We start from the raw sequence: 15,584 nt of genomic DNA on the forward strand, positions 1-15,584 counted from the left end.
GTAAGTATAAATTAAAGCTCTCAAATAATTGTATATAAATTTTATTGTATGGTGCCAGCGATGAAATTAATAAATGAAATAATAGATATCCTTAGTGCTGAAAAACCAAATTTAACAAATGCTTTTATAAAAACAAAAGTGCTTTTATATCGGCTAGGTCAAAAAGACTTAGTTACATGGGTCAATAATGAGCTGAATGGCTATCAAAATGTCGAAGAGTTACCTCCTTATCGTATTCTATCATCGGAGGTTTTAGTCAATGCGTCTAATATGGCATATCAGGCCAATCGTCATCCAATACCGTTGTCACATTTAGATGCAGAATTACGAAGTTCATTGGAAAATTCAGAGTTAATGCATTCTTTAGCTGTGTTAGAAGAATTTGTAAAATCTGACTCTCAATTTTTAGAGCGACCTCTACAAATGGAATGGATTCCAATTCTTAATAAGGGGCTGGCAAATAATTACCGTATCCAAAAAGCTTGGTGTGAAATACCTATTTCAGGTGTGGTTCAAACTCTGACAGAGGTTCGTTCTAGATTGTTAGACTTTCTCCTAGAATTAAATAATGAGTTTGGTGATGATATGACTGATGAGCAAGTAAAAAGCAAAGCTAGTGAAGTAGACCCTGCATCAATGTTTAATAATGCAATATTCGGAGACAATACAACAATTCTTGTTGGTAAACAAAATACTCAACATGTGGTTAATTCTAAGGTTTTTAACAACATCTCAGCCTTAGAAAAGGAGCTGCAGAGGCATGGAGTTTCTGAAGATGATATACATGAGTTAAAGGTCGCACTTGAATCAGATAAGGGGCATGTTGATATAGAAAATAAGGAATATGGTCCTGAAGTTAAGTCATGGTTTAAAAAAATGGTAGGTAAGGCTGCTGATGGAGCTTGGCAGATAAATTTAGGTGTCGCCGGCAACATTATCTCAGAGCTTCTCAATAAATATTATGGTTGGTGATTTTGAAATATATTTCATATGTATTTATCTTTTCCAAGCATAGGAGTCGGTACAAAAAGACACCGGCCTAAACCGGTGTCTTTTATTATTCAACTCAACCTTTATACCTGCGGCGGGGTGCTTTCCGCATTGGACATCACTGCATCCATCTGGATTCGTGCGCCTGCGGGCAGCTCGCGCACCGCGATCACGGTGCGGGCCGGCAGGTAGGCCGGGAAGTATTTGGTATAGATGGCATCCACCTCGGCCAGATCCGCGATATTGGCGAGCTGGATATTGACCTTGACGATATCGTCCATCACATGGCCGATGCTCTCCACAATCGTCTTGATATGGCTGAGGCACTGGGCGGTCTGCTCCCGCACGCAACCGGTCAGGATCTTGCCGGTGGCCAGATCAACCGGCAGCTGACCGGCGATATGGTTGTAGTGGGAGAAGGCGACGGTCTGGGTGTGCAGCGGGCTGCGTGGTGCCTTGTCGGTATTGCGCGGGCGGATCACCAGATTGTGTCTGTCTTCCACCAGTTGTGGCGGGGTGCCGTCACCGTGGGAGATGACCGCATCCATCTGCACCAGCGCTCCCATGGGCAGGGCGGAGGCGGCAATCACGCTGCGGGCCGGCATATAGGCGGCGGCGCGGGCAATGGCGGAGTCGGGGAAGAAGGTGGTGTAGACCTCGTTGACGGCATCCAGATCGGCCAGATTGGTCAGATAGACGGTCACCTTGACGATATCGTCGAAGGGCACGTCGCTCCCCTCCAGCACCGCCTTGATGTTGTGCAGACACTGGGCCGCCTGCTCGCGAATACCGCCGCCAATCAGGGCGCCGGATGCGGGCTCAACCGGCAGCTGGGCGCCGATGTTGTTGTAGTGGGAGAAGGCGACGGTCTGGGTGGAGAGCGGGTCCTGCGGCGCACGGGCGCTGTTGCGGGCGAGCTTCACCAGCGGGCAGGGTGCCTGCGGGAAGGTGCCTTCGCCATTGGAGATGAGCGCATCCATCTGCACTTTGGCATGCAGCGGCAGACCCGCCACGGCCAGCACGGTACGGGTCGGCAGGTTGCGCGGGAAGAACTCGCGATAGACCTCGTTGACCGCCTCGAGGTCGGCCATCTCTTGCAGGAAGAGGGTCACTTTCACCACGTCGTCCATCACATGGTCGATGCTCTCGACGATGGCCTTGATATTGGTGAGGCACTGTCTGGCCTGCGCCTTGATATCACCCTCGACCAGGGCACCGCTTTTCGGGTCGACCGGCAGCTGGGCGGAGATATTGTTGTAGTGGGAGAAGGCCACGCTCTGGGTATAGGGGCCGATATGCTGCGGAGCATTGGGGGTATTGCGGGCCGATTTGATAATAGTGCCACTCATTGGGATACACCTCGTTGTAATCATCGTTATTGGGGTCAGGGGTTCCTCCCGCCAGCGACAAAAAATGTGGGCAGAGCGCGGCGATATAGCGCGCCCGGCAACCATTGCGGCACCAGAGGGAGAGAGGGTTCAGACAAGCGCGATTCTATGAACCGCAAAATAGCGATGCAAACCGGGATCGCGTTTCTATGAGATGGCTCAACGCCCTGAAATATATCTCCGGTGCGGATCAATTCAGGGATGATAAGAAGCATCTGGCAGCCATTTTTAGCAGCCCGCAGCGCAAGGCCAGCGCCAACGGTATTGGCGCCAGAAATAGGGGTGGCTGGCACTCAGGATAATTGCAAATTATTCAGGCTTGCTGGCAGCGCATTCATTTCTTGCCGCATAAATATCTATTTTTGCTTTTTTATAAGCACTATCTGGCAGAGCAAAAATATGGTAGCCGCGGGATATTCAGGCCCCTGCAAAGATGTAACGGGAATATAATTCAGCGCTTTTGCATGGGGCCGGTGAAAAGGCTTTCCGGATATCCCGTGGCACGCCGCTGCAAGGGGCTCACCGTATCAGCCTTATGCCATGAATTTTCAGCGGCGCCGAGCCGGGCAAACGGGCTCGTTCAGACTCCCTTCACCCCTGCATGTCAGGATCGGCGACCGGCCCTGACAGCGGTTTGCCGACCGGTTGCCGTCAGGGCTCCCCGCTATTTTTGCACCAGTGAAATGGTGTCTCTGTTCTTTGTTACTCAGGTGAAACAATTTGAGCCTGCCATCGGGCGCACAACCCTGTGTTGTTGTGGCAGGCGACCCCTCCGGTTTTGCCCGTGATGGCGGTGCAAGTGTTATGACTGTGCAGCGTTATGACACTGCAAAGAGAGGAGAGGGTTTATTTATCGCGGCCAGCGGGCCGGATACAACGGAAGGATGTAGATGATCAGGATCGAGAAGATCGACGCCTCGAACTGCTTCGAGGTGTGCGAGCTGACAACCAACAAGGACGGGGTGGGCACCCTGTTCGAGCAGTATCTCTGCTGCAATGCCATCTCGCTGGTGGAGGCGGCCTACTTCCCGGGCTTTGAGCCCAGAGCGATTTATCGCGGGGAGGAGCTGGTGGGCTTTGTCATGTACAAGGGGTGTGATGCGCCGGGCGACATGGTCGAGATCTTCCGCTTTATGCTGGATGCCCGCTTTATGGGGCAGGGGCTGGGGCGGCAGGTCTTTGGCGAGCTGCTGGCCCACTTTGGCCGCGAGGGGTATCGGGAGGTGCTGCTGATGATCGACGAGGATAACCGGATTGCCAAAGAGCTCTACGCCTCGTTCGGTTTTCGCTTTACCGGCAAGATCGAGAAGGATGAGCACTACTACAGCCTCAATATCGAGGGCTGCATTAACTGGCGCAGGGGAATCGAAGAGGGGGAACAAGCCTGCCAGCCGCGGGCTAACAGGCGATAGCAGGGCCGGGTATGGGCCCGTCAGCCCGCCGGATAGAGGGCGCCGAGCACCGCCGGACGGCTGGCGCCGGTGACGGCGGGCAGGTTGCCGGGTTTGCGCTTGATAAAGCGCTCCGCCAGCCAGGCAAAGGCTGCCCCTTCCATCCAGTCGGGAGCAATCCCCAGCTCGGCGGTGTTGGCGATGCGCCAGCCGGGCAGCAGGCTGGCCAGCTCCGCCAGCAGCGGGGTGTTGTAGGCGCCGCCGCCGCAGACAAAGAGCTCGGTCTTGGGCTGGCTGGCCCCGAACGCCTCGGGAGTCGCGGGCAGTTGGCGGGCGATGCTGTGGCAGGTGAGCGCCTGCAGGGTGCGCTGCACATCCGCCGGAGCATAGGGGCGGCCCGCCAGCTCGCCATCGAGCCAATCGAGGGTAAACATCTCCCGTCCGGTGCTCTTGGGATGGGGGGCGGCGAAGTAGGGGTGGGCCAAGAGCTGCTCCAGCAGCTCGGGGATGAGCTGGCCGCTGGCTGCCCACTGGCCGCCTGCATCATAACCGGCCCCCTTGGGGTGATGGCGGCGATACCAGCCGTCGAGCAGGGTGTTGGCCGGGCCGGTATCGAAGCCATAGACCCCGCTGGCATGGCCCGGCAGCACCGAGATATTGGCGATGCCGCCGAGGTTCAGCACCACCCGCAATGCGCCGGGGCGGGCAAAGAAGGCCTGATGGAAGGCGGGCACCAGCGGCGCACCCTGACCGCCGAGGGCCATGTCCATGGTGCGAAAGTCGGCGATGACGTCGATGCCGGTCAGTGCCGCCAGCAGGGCCGCGTTGCCGATCTGCAGGGTGAAGCCAAGCTGGGGGCGGTGGCGGATGGTCTGGCCGTGGCTGCCGATGGCACGAATATCGGCGGGCGTGAGGCCCGTCTTGGCCAGCAGGGCGTGGGTGGCGGCGGCAAATTCGCGCGCCACCAGATTGTCGGCCACCCCCATGCGATCGATCTCGTTGTCACTCGGGGTGCAGAGTTCGTGCAGCTCGTGGGCGGTGGGCCAGGGGTGGCTGAGGGCCGCCTCGACCCGCAGTTGATCCCCGTCGATCACCACCAGTACGGCGTCGATGCCGTCCATGCTGGTGCCTGACATCAATCCGATATAGCGTTCAGCCATTGGCTCTCCTCACTCGCTGGTCGGGATAGTCCGCTTCCCGACACCGATGCAGCATGGCGCAGAGCCATGCGCAGGCAAAATAAAAAGGGCTGACGGGGCCGCTACCCCGCCAGCCCTGAAGGCTTTAGTTGCCGCGACTCTCCCGCTTGTTCTGGGCCAGCTGCAGCTCGGGGCTGTCGAGCTTGGCCAGTTGCGGTGTCGCCAGTTTTCTGAAGTTGGCCAGCTCGCGTCCGCTCAGGGACTCCGCCTGCGGCAGATTGAGGGTGCGCGGGTTCTTGTGTACGCCGCCCACCACAAATTCATAGTGCAGGTGAGGGCCGGTGACGCGACCGGTGCCCCCCAACAGGCCGATGGTCTGCCCCTGCTTGACCCGCTGCCCCTTGTTGACGGTGCGTTTGGAGAGGTGCAGGTACTTGGTCACATAGTTGCCGGCATGTTTGATAAAGACGTAGTTGCCGTTGAACTGGTTGTAACCGGCCGCCACCACGTTGCCGGAGCCCGCTGCCATGATGGGGGTGCCCACCGGCGCCACATAGTCGATGCCGTTGTGGGGGCGGATCTTACCGGTCACCGGATGGAGGCGGCGCGGGTTGAAGTTGGAGCTGATGTATTTGAAGTTGACCGGCGCGCGCAGGAAGCTCTTGCGCATCGCTTTGCCTTCCGGGGTGTAGTAGTTGCCATCTTCATTGAGCACGGCGCGGTAGGCGGTACCCTGGTTGACGAACTCGGCGGCCAGAATATCGCCAGAGGCAACCCGCTCGTCATCGCGGAACTTGTCCTCGTAGACCACCCGGAAGCTGTCCCCCGGCTGCAAGTCCTGAGCAAAGTCGATGTCCCAGCCGAAGATAGCTGCCAAGTCCATGATCTGATCCTCGGTCATGCCCGCCTCGACGGCGGAGCTCCAGAAGCTGGAGCGGATCTCCCCCTTGGTCACCTGTTCACGGGTGTCGAGGGCGATCTTGACGCTGCGGGCGACGAAGGTGTCATCCTTGCGGCTCACCTTGAGCGCCTGCTCCAAGCTGTGGGGGTAGTAGAGGCTGTGCAGCTGGCCATCTTCGGTCAGCTTGAAGGTGAGCTCCTGCCCCGGCTGCAACATGCGCAGCGGGTTGCTGTCATCGAGCTGGTCGATCAGGTGCAGATCCGTGGTGCTGAGCCCCAGACGCTGGAAGATCACCCCCATGTTGTCGCCGCGACGCACCTTCACATGTTTGGTGACATAGCTCGGCTTGGGCGGGGTGGCCGGTTGCACGGCATCTGCGGTGATGTTGTCCTGGGGCAGATTGTCGTCGCTGTTCTCTTCCTGTTGCTGTCGCAGGGCAATCTCGTTGCCGTTTTCATCGACCCGGGTGGCGACCGCCTGTTCGCTGGGCCAGGCCGCCAGCATCATGATCATGATGCTCAAAATCAGCACCATCTTGCGGTGCCAGTGAGGGAGAGAGTTGAAGGCGTGCCAAATAACCATGAGATGCAGATGAAGTCGGGCAGAATGGACGGATTTTACAGCCTTTCCAATTGGCCCGCCATTCCAGTAATATGTTTGGCCCTGTGGAATCGTGATGGAGAGTCAAAAAATGTCCCAGCTCGAGGTGGCGCTAGCCGAGATCAAGCGCGGAGCGGAAGAAATTCTGGTTGAAGAGGAACTGGTTGCCAAGTTGAAGGAAGGGCGCCCGCTGCGCATCAAGCTGGGCATGGACCCGACGGCCCCCGACATTCACCTGGGTCACACCGTGATCCTCAACAAGCTGAAGACCTTCCAGGATCTGGGCCATGAAGTGATCCTGCTGATCGGTGACTTCACTGCCATGGTGGGTGATCCCTCCGGCAAGAACGCCACCCGCCCGCCGCTCTCCGAAGAGGCGATCAAGCACAACGCCCTCACCTATGCCGAGCAGGCGTTCAAGATCCTCGATCCGGCCAAGACCCGCATCGAGTACAACTCGACCTGGCTGAGCGAGCTGGGTGCGACCGGCATGATCAAGCTGGCGGCCAAGCAGACCGTGGCCCGCATGATGGAGCGCGACGACTTCAAAAAGCGCTACAGCAACGGCCAGTCCATTGCGATTCACGAATTCCTCTATCCGCTGCTGCAAGGCTATGACTCGGTCGCGCTGAAGGCGGACGTTGAGCTCGGCGGTACCGACCAGAAGTTCAACCTGCTGATGGGCCGCGAGCTGCAAAAAGATGCCGGCATGGCGACCCAGTGCGTGCTGATGATGCCGCTCTTGGTGGGTCTGGATGGCGTCAAGAAGATGTCCAAGTCCGCAGGCAACTACATCGGCGTCCACGACGCTCCGGGCGAGATGTTCGGCAAGATCATGTCCATCACCGACGATCTGATGTGGAACTACTACGAGCTGCTCTCCTTCCGTCCGCTGGCTGAAATTGAAGAGTTCAAGGCAGGCATCGCTGCCGGCACTCTCAACCCGCGCGACGTGAAGATCTGGCTGGCCAAAGAGATCATCGCCCGTTATCACGACGAAGCGGCGGCCGAAGCGGCCCACGAAGATTTCACCCAGCGCTTCTCCAAGAACGCCATTCCGGACGAAATGCCGGAAGTCGAGCTGGCTCTGGAAGGCGAAGGTCTGGCCATTGCCAACCTGCTGAAAGATGCCGATCTGGTGGCCACCACCTCCGAAGCGCTGCGGATGATCAAGCAGGGCGCGGTCAAGGTTGATGGCGAGAAGCTGGAAGATGGCAAGGCACTCATCGGTGCCGGTACCGCCGTCTATCAGGTCGGCAAGCGCAAGTTTGCCCGCGTGACCGTCAAGTAAACCGCGACCGTCAAGCAAGGCATCAAGATTGCCGTAAAAGGCCTCCTTTGGGAGGCCTTTTTTGTATCTGGGCGATAAAGCGGCGCAGCACGGCGCTGCCGGGGTGGGGGCGGGTGGCGAGGCTGATGGCGGTCATCAGGCCGCTGCCGGCGATGGGGTGATAGCTCACCCCAAGCGGGCGCAACGCCGCCACCGAGCTTGGCACCAGGGTCACGCCAAAACCCGCCTGCACCATGCCGACGGTGGAGATCACCTGCGGGCAGACGGGGCCGAGTTGCGGCTCGAATCCCGCCTCCCGGCAGAGGGCCATGATGCCGTCGTGAAGGCCCGGGCCAATCTCGCGGGGGAACAGGATAAAGCTCTCGTCGCGCAGGCTGGCGAGGGCGATGGGGCCGAGCTTGGCCTTGGGGTGGCTGGTGGGCAGGGCGATCAGCAGCGGCTCCTGCTCGATGAGGTGGTGATCCAGCCCCTGACTGCCGCTGCAGGGGAGCCGCAGGATGGCGGCATCGAGCCGGTCGTGGCGCAGCGCCTCCACCAGTGCCGGCATGGTGCCCTCCTGCGGGGTGAGCGCCACCTCGGGGTAGCGTTCGCGATAGTCGTGCAACAGGGTCAGCACCGCGGGGTGGAGCACGGTGGAGCCGGCAAAGCCGATGCGCAGCGCCCCCTGCTCGCCGCGGGCGATCCGCTTCACCTTCTGTTTGGCGGCATCGGCCAGCGTCAGGATCTGGGTGGCATCCCGATAGAGGCTCGCACCCGCCTCGGTCAGCTCGACGCCGCGGGTGAGACGGCGCAGCAGTGGGGTGCCGAGGCTCTCCTCCAGCTTGCGGATCTGCTGGCTCAGGGGCGGCTGGGCCATGTTGAGCGCCTCGGCTGCCCGGGTGAAGTTCTGTTTGTCGACGACCGCCATGAAGTAGCGCAGGGTTCGCAGTTCCATATCGAAAGAGTCTCAAAGTCGCGGGATCGGTGTATTGGCGTTGAAATGTGATCCGGGTCACCATTGAATCCGAACGCTAACAGGATTCAGGCCGGAGGTGAAACCCGAATGGAACGTATTGCAACATCTGACAGTGCCGGATGCGCGTGTGCCCTCGAAGTGAGCCAGCAGTTTTCCCGCTGGCGCAGGCAGCACGATGGCGGCGAGATCTATCAAAGCTCGCTGATGAGCGCCCTGCTGGCGGGGGTCTACGAAGGGGAGACCACCATGAGCGAGCTGCTGCGCCACGGCGACTTTGGTCTCGGTACCTTCAACCACCTCGATGGCGAGCTGATCGCCTTCGAGCGCCAGATCCACCAGTTGCGGGCCGATGGCTCGGCCCGACCGGCCCGCGCCGATCAGAAGACCCCCTTTGCGGTGATGACCCACTTTCGCCCCTGTCTGGAGCGTCGCTTCGACCATCCCCTCAGCCGCGACGAAATTCACCAGTGGGTCGACCGGCTGGTGGGCTCCGACAACGTCTTCGTCGCCATGCGCCTCGACGGCCAGTTCGAGTCGGCCAAGGTGCGCACCGTGCCGCGTCAGGAGCCGCCCTATCGCCCCATGCTGGAAGCCATCGAGCAGCAGCCGCTGTTCCGTTTTGCCGCGGTGGCGGGGACGTTGGTGGGCTTTCGCTGCCCGCCGTTTGTGCAGGGGATCAATGTGGCGGGCTTTCACGAGCACATGATCACCGCCGATCGCAGCGGCGGCGGTCATCTGCTCGACTACACCATGGCCCACGGCACCCTGCGTCTCTCCGTGGTGCGTCATCTCAATCTGGCCCTGCCATCGGATCCCGCTTTCCGGCAGGCCGACCTCAACCCCGCCGATCTCGATCGCGCCATTCAGGCCGCAGAAGGCTGATATAGAAGGAGCAATATCATGGAAAACAGACAGTGGAAGTGCGGCGCCGAGCTGGTGGTGCGCCATCTGGAGGCGCAGGGGGTCAAGCAGGTGTTCGGTATTCCCGGTGCCAAGATTGACCGGGTGTTCGATGCGCTGGAGGACTCCCCCATCGAGACCATAGTGGTGCGCCACGAGGCCAACGCCGCCTTTATGGCCGCCGCGGTGGGGCGCCTGACCGGCAAGGCGGGGGTGGCGCTGGTCACCTCGGGCCCCGGTTGCTCCAACCTTATTACCGGGCTGGCGACCGCCACCTCGGAGGGGGATCCCATGGTGGCGCTGGGCGGTGCGGTGCGCCGCGCCGACTGCCTCAAGCTCACCCACCAGAGCATGGATACGGTCAACCTCTGCCGTCCGGTGACCAAGTTCAGCGCACAGGTCAACAGCGGGGCAGCCCTCTCCGAGGTGATGGCCAACGCTTTTCGGGCCGCCGAGTTTGGCCGCCCGGGTGCCGCCTTTGTCAGCCTGCCGATGGACATCATCAACAAGCCGGTGCAGGGGGAGGTGCTGGTGCCGCGCGAGATGCCGGAGCCCGGCGCCGCCGACGAGGCGAGCATGACCCAGGCGATGGAGCTCATTCGCGAGGCGGACAATCCGGTGGTGCTGCTCGGCCTGATGGCGAGCCGGCCGGAGAACGCCGAGGCGGTGCGCGCCTTCCTCGACAAGGCGCGGCTGCCGGTGACCGGCACCTATCAGGCGGCCGGGGTGGTCGACAGCTGCCACTTCGATGACTTTGCCGGGCGGGTGGGGCTCTTTAACAACCAGCCGGGGGATCAGCTGCTGGCGGGGGCCGATCTGGTGATCGCCATCGGCTACAGCCCCATCGAGTACGACCCCGTGCTGTGGAATGGCGACCGGGTGCGCCGCATCCTCCATATCGATGTGCTGCCCGCCGATATCGACAGTTGCTACTGCCCGGCGGCGGAGCTGCTGGGATCGATCCGTGCCAACTTGCTGCAACTGACCCGCCGCATGGGGTCGCCCAAGCTGCGTATCCCCGAGGTGGATCGCCTGCTGCAAGGGGTGCGCCAGCAGCGGCTGCGGCTGGCGATGCGGGCCGACGATCTGCACGGCACGCCGGTGCACCCGCTGCGGATCGTGCGCGAGCTGCAGGATCTGGTGCGCGATGACATGACCCTCTGCGTCGACATGGGCAGCTTCCATATCTGGATCGCTCGCTACCTTTACAGCTTCCGCGCCCGTCAGGTGCTCATCTCCAACGGTCAGCAGACCATGGGGGTCGCCCTGCCGTGGGCCATCGGCGCTGCGCTGGTACGGCCGGGGGAGAAGGTGATCTCGGTATCGGGGGATGGCAGCTTTATGCAGTCGAGCATGGAGCTGGAGACGGCGGTGCGGCTCAAGAGCAATATCGTCCATATCATCTGGGTCGATAACGGCTACAACATGGTAGCGATCCAGGAGCAGCAGAAGTATTGCCGCACCTCCGGCGTGTCGTTCGGTGCCATCGACTTCAAGCGCTACGCCGAGTCGTTCGGGGCGGCCGGTTTTGCGGTGCGTTCGGCCGACGAGCTGCGCGCCACCCTGCGTGCTGCGCTGGCGGTTGAGGGGCCGGCCGTGGTGGCCATTCCGGTGGATTACAGCGACAACCCCGGGTTGATGGCCCAGCTCAGGCCGGAAGTGATGGCTTGAGTGTGATCGGGCGCTGAGAGATGAAAAAACCGGCATCAGGGATGCCGGTTTTTTTATGCCGATTGCAGGCAGGGTTTGGGCAGAGTTTAGCGAGCCAGCTGAATGGCCCCGTCGGCCCTGACCGGCTTGGCGCGGCGCTTGGCTGTGGGGGCGCAGGCGCGCTTGAGGCGCAGCCATTCACGCCACAGCAGCCAGCAGAGCGGCAGGGTGAGCAGCAGCACGGTGGCCGGCTGGGCCATCAGCACCCCATCACGGCCCCACAGCAGCGGCAGCAGGAAGATGAGCGGGAGCAGCAGCACGGTTTTGGCAATCGAGATGACCAGCGCCTGACGGGTACGGGCCATGGATTGCAGCAGCACGATGCCGAACATGATGACCCCCTCCAGCGGAATAGCGCCCAGATTGAGCAGCAGACTGCTGACGGCGGCGGCCAGCAGCTCGGGGTCGTCATCGCCGGTATAGAGCATGGCTACCTGTTGGGGCAGCAGCTGGATGGTGATCCAGACCAGCATGCCGTAGATGAAGGTGAACTTGAGCCCCATCTCCATCAGATACTTGAGGTCGCGATTGCGCTTGGCCCCGGCCGCCTTGCTGATGAGCGGCTGAATGCCGAAGGCCAGCCCCTGCAGGATGACGATAAAGACTGCCTCGGTGTAACCGGCCACGGTAAAGCCGGCGAGATCCTTCACATTGCCATACACCATCAGCTGGCTGTTGTGCAGCATCAGCAGCAGGCCGAGGTTGAACTGGGCAATCAGGCTCGGCAGACCGGTAAAGAGCAGGTTCGGCACCGTGGGCAGGTTCGGCACCATGTCGCGCCAGCCGAGGCGCAGCCGGGCCCAGGGGGTAAAGAAGTAGCCAAGGCCGATAAGGCTTACCGCCCCTTCCGCCATCAGGGTCGCTTGGGCGGTACCGATCAGTCCCAGCCCCAGTCTGGCCACCATCACGTAGTTGAGCAGGATGTTGAGCACGGCGCCGCTGCTTACCAGCACCATGGCCAGTTTCGGGCGACCGTCGTTGCGCAGCAGATAGGGCACCGCCAGGTTGCTTGCCAGCAGCAGGGTACCGCCGCCAATCCAGAGCAGATAGTCACTCGCCTGCTTCCAAGTCTCGGTACCCTGCTCGATGCCGAGTGCCAGCAGAATATCGGTGTGGAGGTAATAGAGCAGGATGGGGGTGGTAATACCGAGCACCAGCAGCAGCCAGAGGGCATTGACCAGCGTTTTGCGCGCCAGCGCGAAGTTGCGGGCACCCTGCTGGTAGGAGATGCCGGTGGCGGCGCCCATGCTGATCATGGCGGCCAGACCGAGCAGCACCATGATGACCGGGTAGACCAGATTGATGCCGGCCAGACCGGCCGCCCCCACATAGTGGCCGACGAAGATGCCATCGACCAGGTAGTAGGCACCGGACACCAGCATGGCAAGGATCGAAGGGAGGGCATAGGCCCAGAAGCGACGGGTCATGGCCCGTTGCCGTAATGTGAAGTAGGCAGACATATCTGTTCTCTCGATGTGCTCGGTTATCGAACAGTTAGTCTAGATTAATACTTTTTTTGTGATAATCCGGTTTCTACTTGATGAATTGCTGAGTATTGCTCAGTAATCCGCTATTTTGATAGTGCGCCTTGAGCATGTCGATCAGGATGCGCAGTCCGCTGCCGAGCTGATGACGGCTCGGATAGAAGAGATAGAAGCCGGCAAAGGTGGGGCTCCAGGGCTCCAGCACCGTGATGAGTTTCCCCTCTGCAACCTTCTGGCTCACCTCCTCCTCAAGGCAGTAGGCCAGTCCCAACCCCGCCTCGGCAGCGCCCAGATAGAGGGCCGGCGTGCTGGTGGTGAGCGGCCCGGTGACTTCTATTTCCAGCAGGTTGCCATCGGCGGCAAAGGCCCAGCGGTAGTGGTGGTGCGGCGTGAGGCGATAGCCGATGCAGGCGTGGCGGCTCAGCTCGCTCGGGTGCTCCGGCGTGCCGTTTTGCGCCAGATAGGCGGGGGAGCCTACCACCAGATAGCGCTGGGGCGGCCCGAGCGGAATGGCGATCATCTCCTTGGGCAGCAGATCCCCGTAAAAGAGGGCGGCATCGAAGCCATCCTCGATCATGCGCGGCATCAGCTCCTGCTCCACTACCTCCACCTGCATCCGCGGATAACGGGCCAGATAGTCGATGAGTACCGGTGCCAGCAGGCTGTCGATGGCGTTGCGCGGGGCGCAGAGCTTGAGCCTGCCCACCGGTTCATCGCTGTTGCGGGCCAGCTCGGCGAGCGCCTCTTCCAGGGTATTGAGGGTGGGGAGCAGCTGCTTGAGCAGCCGTTGGCCCGCTTCGGTCGGCACCACGGCCCGGGTACTGCGGTTGAGCAGCCGCACCCCCAGTCGCTCCTCCATCCCCTTCAGACTGTGGCTGATGGCGGAGGCGGAGACGCCGAGTTCGAGGGCGGCTTTGCTGAAACTGCGATGGCGGGCGACGGCGGCAAACACCGCCAGTTCGGCGAGATCGGTACGGGTTATGGTCATCTTGAGTCAACAAAAAGGCGTGAATCACAAGGGTACGCCAAGGGGATGTTGCATACAATCCACTCGGAAATGGTCGCTTGTTTTAAAAATGTAAAATATCAAAATTCATTGAATCCAGTGAAACTAATTTTAAATGTTAAAAAAAACTCACAACAAGGCGCCTTGAGTGTGATCTTAGTCGTCCGAAAGGCGACTCGAATCAAACTTTGGTTGATTAATTCAAAAAAACGCTGTGATTAATAAGGTCATTTAATTAAAGTCACCCCATCGAGAGAGACGCATGTTGTCGAGTTGTTAAGGCGAGCAGGTGTCCCCCCTCAGAGTCAAAAACTCATGCCGTTGTTTGTTGCATTCTTGTTGTTACATGGAGTGATGACCAGATTGCCGGGGCGTGAGAGCTACAGGGAAGAAGAGCAGGCGTTCCAGGGAGATGGAACCGGGCCAAGGCCCGAATGAACAAGAATCCCATTTTTCCTAGATGACAGGAACAACTTATGTCTGACATGAATATTGCAGCTGATGGTCGTGTAGCCAGCAACGCCGCTCGTGGCATCAACAAGGCCGATGTGGTCTGGATGCTGGGCCTGTACGGTACCGCAATCGGTGCCGGTGTGCTCTTCCTGCCGATCAACGCCGGTGTAGGTGGCCTGTGGCCGCTGGTTGCCATGCTGATCCTGGCCCTGCCGCTGACCTTCTTCGCCCACCGTGGCCTGACCCGCTTCGTGCTGTCCGGTTCTACCCGTGATGGCGACATCACCGAAGTAGTAGAAGAGCACTTCGGCAAGACCGCAGGCAAGTTCATCACCCTGCTCTACTTCTTTGCCATCTACCCGATCCTGCTGATGTATTCAGTAGCCATCACCAACACCGTCGAAAGCCTGATGGTTCACCAGCTGGGCATGACTGCACCTCCCCGTGCCATCCTGTCTCTGGCGCTGATCCTCGGTCTGATGGCGATCGTTCGCCTCGGCGGCCAGGTTATCGTCAAAGCGATGAGCGTGCTGGTATTCCCGTTCGTGATCACCCTGATGGGCCTGGCGCTCTACCTGATCCCGCACTGGAACGGTGCCATCATCACTGAAGCTCCGGCGCTGGGTGATGCCTTCAACGGCGACTTCATCAAGACCCTGTGGCTCGCTATCCCGGTAATGGTGTTCTCCTTCAACCACTCTCCGATCATCTCCTCCTTCGCGGTGGACAACAAAGGTCGTTACGGTGAGAACGCCGAGAAGAAGTGCAGCAACATCCTGCTGGGCGCCCACGTCATGATGGTGATGACCGTTATGTTCTTCGTATTCAGCTGCGTACTGAGCCTCTCTCCGGCTGACCTGGCTGCTGCCAAAGAACAGAACATCTCCATCCTGTCCTATCTGGCCAACCACTTCGATAACCCGGTTATCGCCACTGTGGCTCCGCTGATCGCCATGGTTGCCATCAGCAAATCCTTCCTGGGTCACTACCTGGGTGCGCAAGAGGGCATGAACGGCCTGATGGCCAAGGCTCTGCGTGAAAAGGGCAAGAACGTTGACGTCAAGCAGCTGAACAAAGTGACCGCGATCTTCATGATCCTGACCACCTGGGCCATCGCTACCATCAACCCGAGCATCCTCGGCATGATCGAAGATCTGGGCGGCCCCATCATCGCGATGCTGCTGTTCCTGATGCCGATGTACGCCATCGCCAAGGTTCCTGCCATGCGCAAATACGCTGGCAACATCAGCAACGGCTTCGTGACCATCATCGGCCTGATCGCCATGTCCGGTATCATCTACAAGCTGATTGCCTGATAACACCGGTCAATCTGTTGAATGAAAAAGCCGCCTCGCAAGAGGCGGCTTTTTTTATGG

General features: G+C 59.8%; 12 protein-coding genes. 6 read left to right on the forward strand and 6 right to left on the reverse strand.

The genetic code is table 11. The features are described 5' to 3' along the window. The first annotated feature begins 60 nt into the window (after positions 1-60). A complete protein-coding gene (locus tag AACR93_RS00470; protein ID WP_043849344.1) occupies positions 61-972 on the forward strand; it encodes an AbiTii domain-containing protein in 912 nt (303 codons plus the stop codon). Between the two features lie 101 nt (positions 973-1,073). Here the strand turns inward: AACR93_RS00470 and AACR93_RS00475 are convergent, their stop codons facing one another. Next, positions 1,074-2,339 (reverse strand): RidA family protein, encoded by a 1,266-nt coding sequence (locus AACR93_RS00475; protein ID WP_043849345.1) that lies wholly within the window; start codon positions 2,337-2,339, stop codon positions 1,074-1,076. Positions 2,340-3,268: 929 nt separating this feature from the next. Between AACR93_RS00475 and AACR93_RS00480 the strand changes: the two genes are divergently transcribed. Next, positions 3,269-3,790, forward strand: a complete 522-nt coding sequence (locus AACR93_RS00480; RefSeq protein WP_052497037.1) for a GNAT family N-acetyltransferase — start codon at positions 3,269-3,271, stop codon at positions 3,788-3,790. Between the two features lie 20 nt (positions 3,791-3,810). Here AACR93_RS00480 and AACR93_RS00485 read toward each other — a convergent pair whose 3' ends face one another. After that, entirely contained in the window at positions 3,811-4,929 is a 1,119-nt protein-coding gene (locus AACR93_RS00485; RefSeq protein ID WP_043849346.1) for an anhydro-N-acetylmuramic acid kinase, read from the reverse strand. 124 nt (positions 4,930-5,053) lie between these two features. Then, positions 5,054-6,391 carry a peptidoglycan DD-metalloendopeptidase family protein gene (locus tag AACR93_RS00490; RefSeq protein ID WP_043849347.1) on the reverse strand — a complete coding sequence of 446 codons (1,338 nt, stop codon included), beginning with the start codon at positions 6,389-6,391 and terminating at the stop codon, positions 5,054-5,056. Between the two features lie 109 nt (positions 6,392-6,500). Between AACR93_RS00490 and tyrS the strand changes: the two genes are divergently transcribed. Next, positions 6,501-7,700, forward strand: coding sequence for a tyrosine--tRNA ligase (gene tyrS, locus AACR93_RS00495; protein ID WP_024941863.1), 1,200 nt, complete (start codon positions 6,501-6,503; stop codon positions 7,698-7,700). A gap of 22 nt (positions 7,701-7,722) precedes the next feature. On the opposite strand, the gene AACR93_RS00500 is transcribed toward tyrS, so the two are convergent. Next, positions 7,723-8,634, reverse strand: coding sequence for a LysR family transcriptional regulator (locus AACR93_RS00500; RefSeq protein ID WP_082044025.1), 912 nt, complete (start codon positions 8,632-8,634; stop codon positions 7,723-7,725). Between the two features lie 108 nt (positions 8,635-8,742). Between AACR93_RS00500 and budA the strand changes: the two genes are divergently transcribed. Together budA and alsS are read left to right on the forward strand one after the other, a co-directional pair. Next, positions 8,743-9,537 (forward strand): acetolactate decarboxylase, encoded by a 795-nt coding sequence (gene budA / locus AACR93_RS00505; protein WP_033115811.1) that lies wholly within the window; start codon positions 8,743-8,745, stop codon positions 9,535-9,537. Between the two features lie 18 nt (positions 9,538-9,555). After that, the gene (gene alsS / locus AACR93_RS00510; protein WP_043849348.1) at positions 9,556-11,226 is read left to right on the forward strand and encodes an acetolactate synthase AlsS; all 1,671 of its coding nucleotides are present in this window, start codon (positions 9,556-9,558) and stop codon (positions 11,224-11,226) included. Positions 11,227-11,312: 86 nt separating this feature from the next. Here the strand turns inward: alsS and AACR93_RS00515 are convergent, their stop codons facing one another. Beyond that, entirely contained in the window at positions 11,313-12,725 is a 1,413-nt protein-coding gene (locus tag AACR93_RS00515; protein WP_043849349.1) for an MATE family efflux transporter, read from the reverse strand. 73 nt (positions 12,726-12,798) lie between these two features. Next, a complete protein-coding gene (locus AACR93_RS00520) occupies positions 12,799-13,737 on the reverse strand; it encodes a LysR family transcriptional regulator (protein WP_042032866.1) in 939 nt (312 codons plus the stop codon). Between the two features lie 494 nt (positions 13,738-14,231). Here AACR93_RS00520 and AACR93_RS00525 point away from each other — a divergent pair, with 494 nt between their 5' ends. Further along, entirely contained in the window at positions 14,232-15,524 is a 1,293-nt protein-coding gene (locus tag AACR93_RS00525) for an HAAAP family serine/threonine permease (protein ID WP_041208124.1), read from the forward strand. Positions 15,525-15,584 lie beyond the last annotated feature (60 nt).

The sequence above is a fragment of the Aeromonas sp. L_1B5_3 genome, from assembly GCF_963866575.1.
GTDB classification, from domain to species: domain Bacteria; phylum Pseudomonadota; class Gammaproteobacteria; order Enterobacterales; family Aeromonadaceae; genus Aeromonas; species Aeromonas jandaei.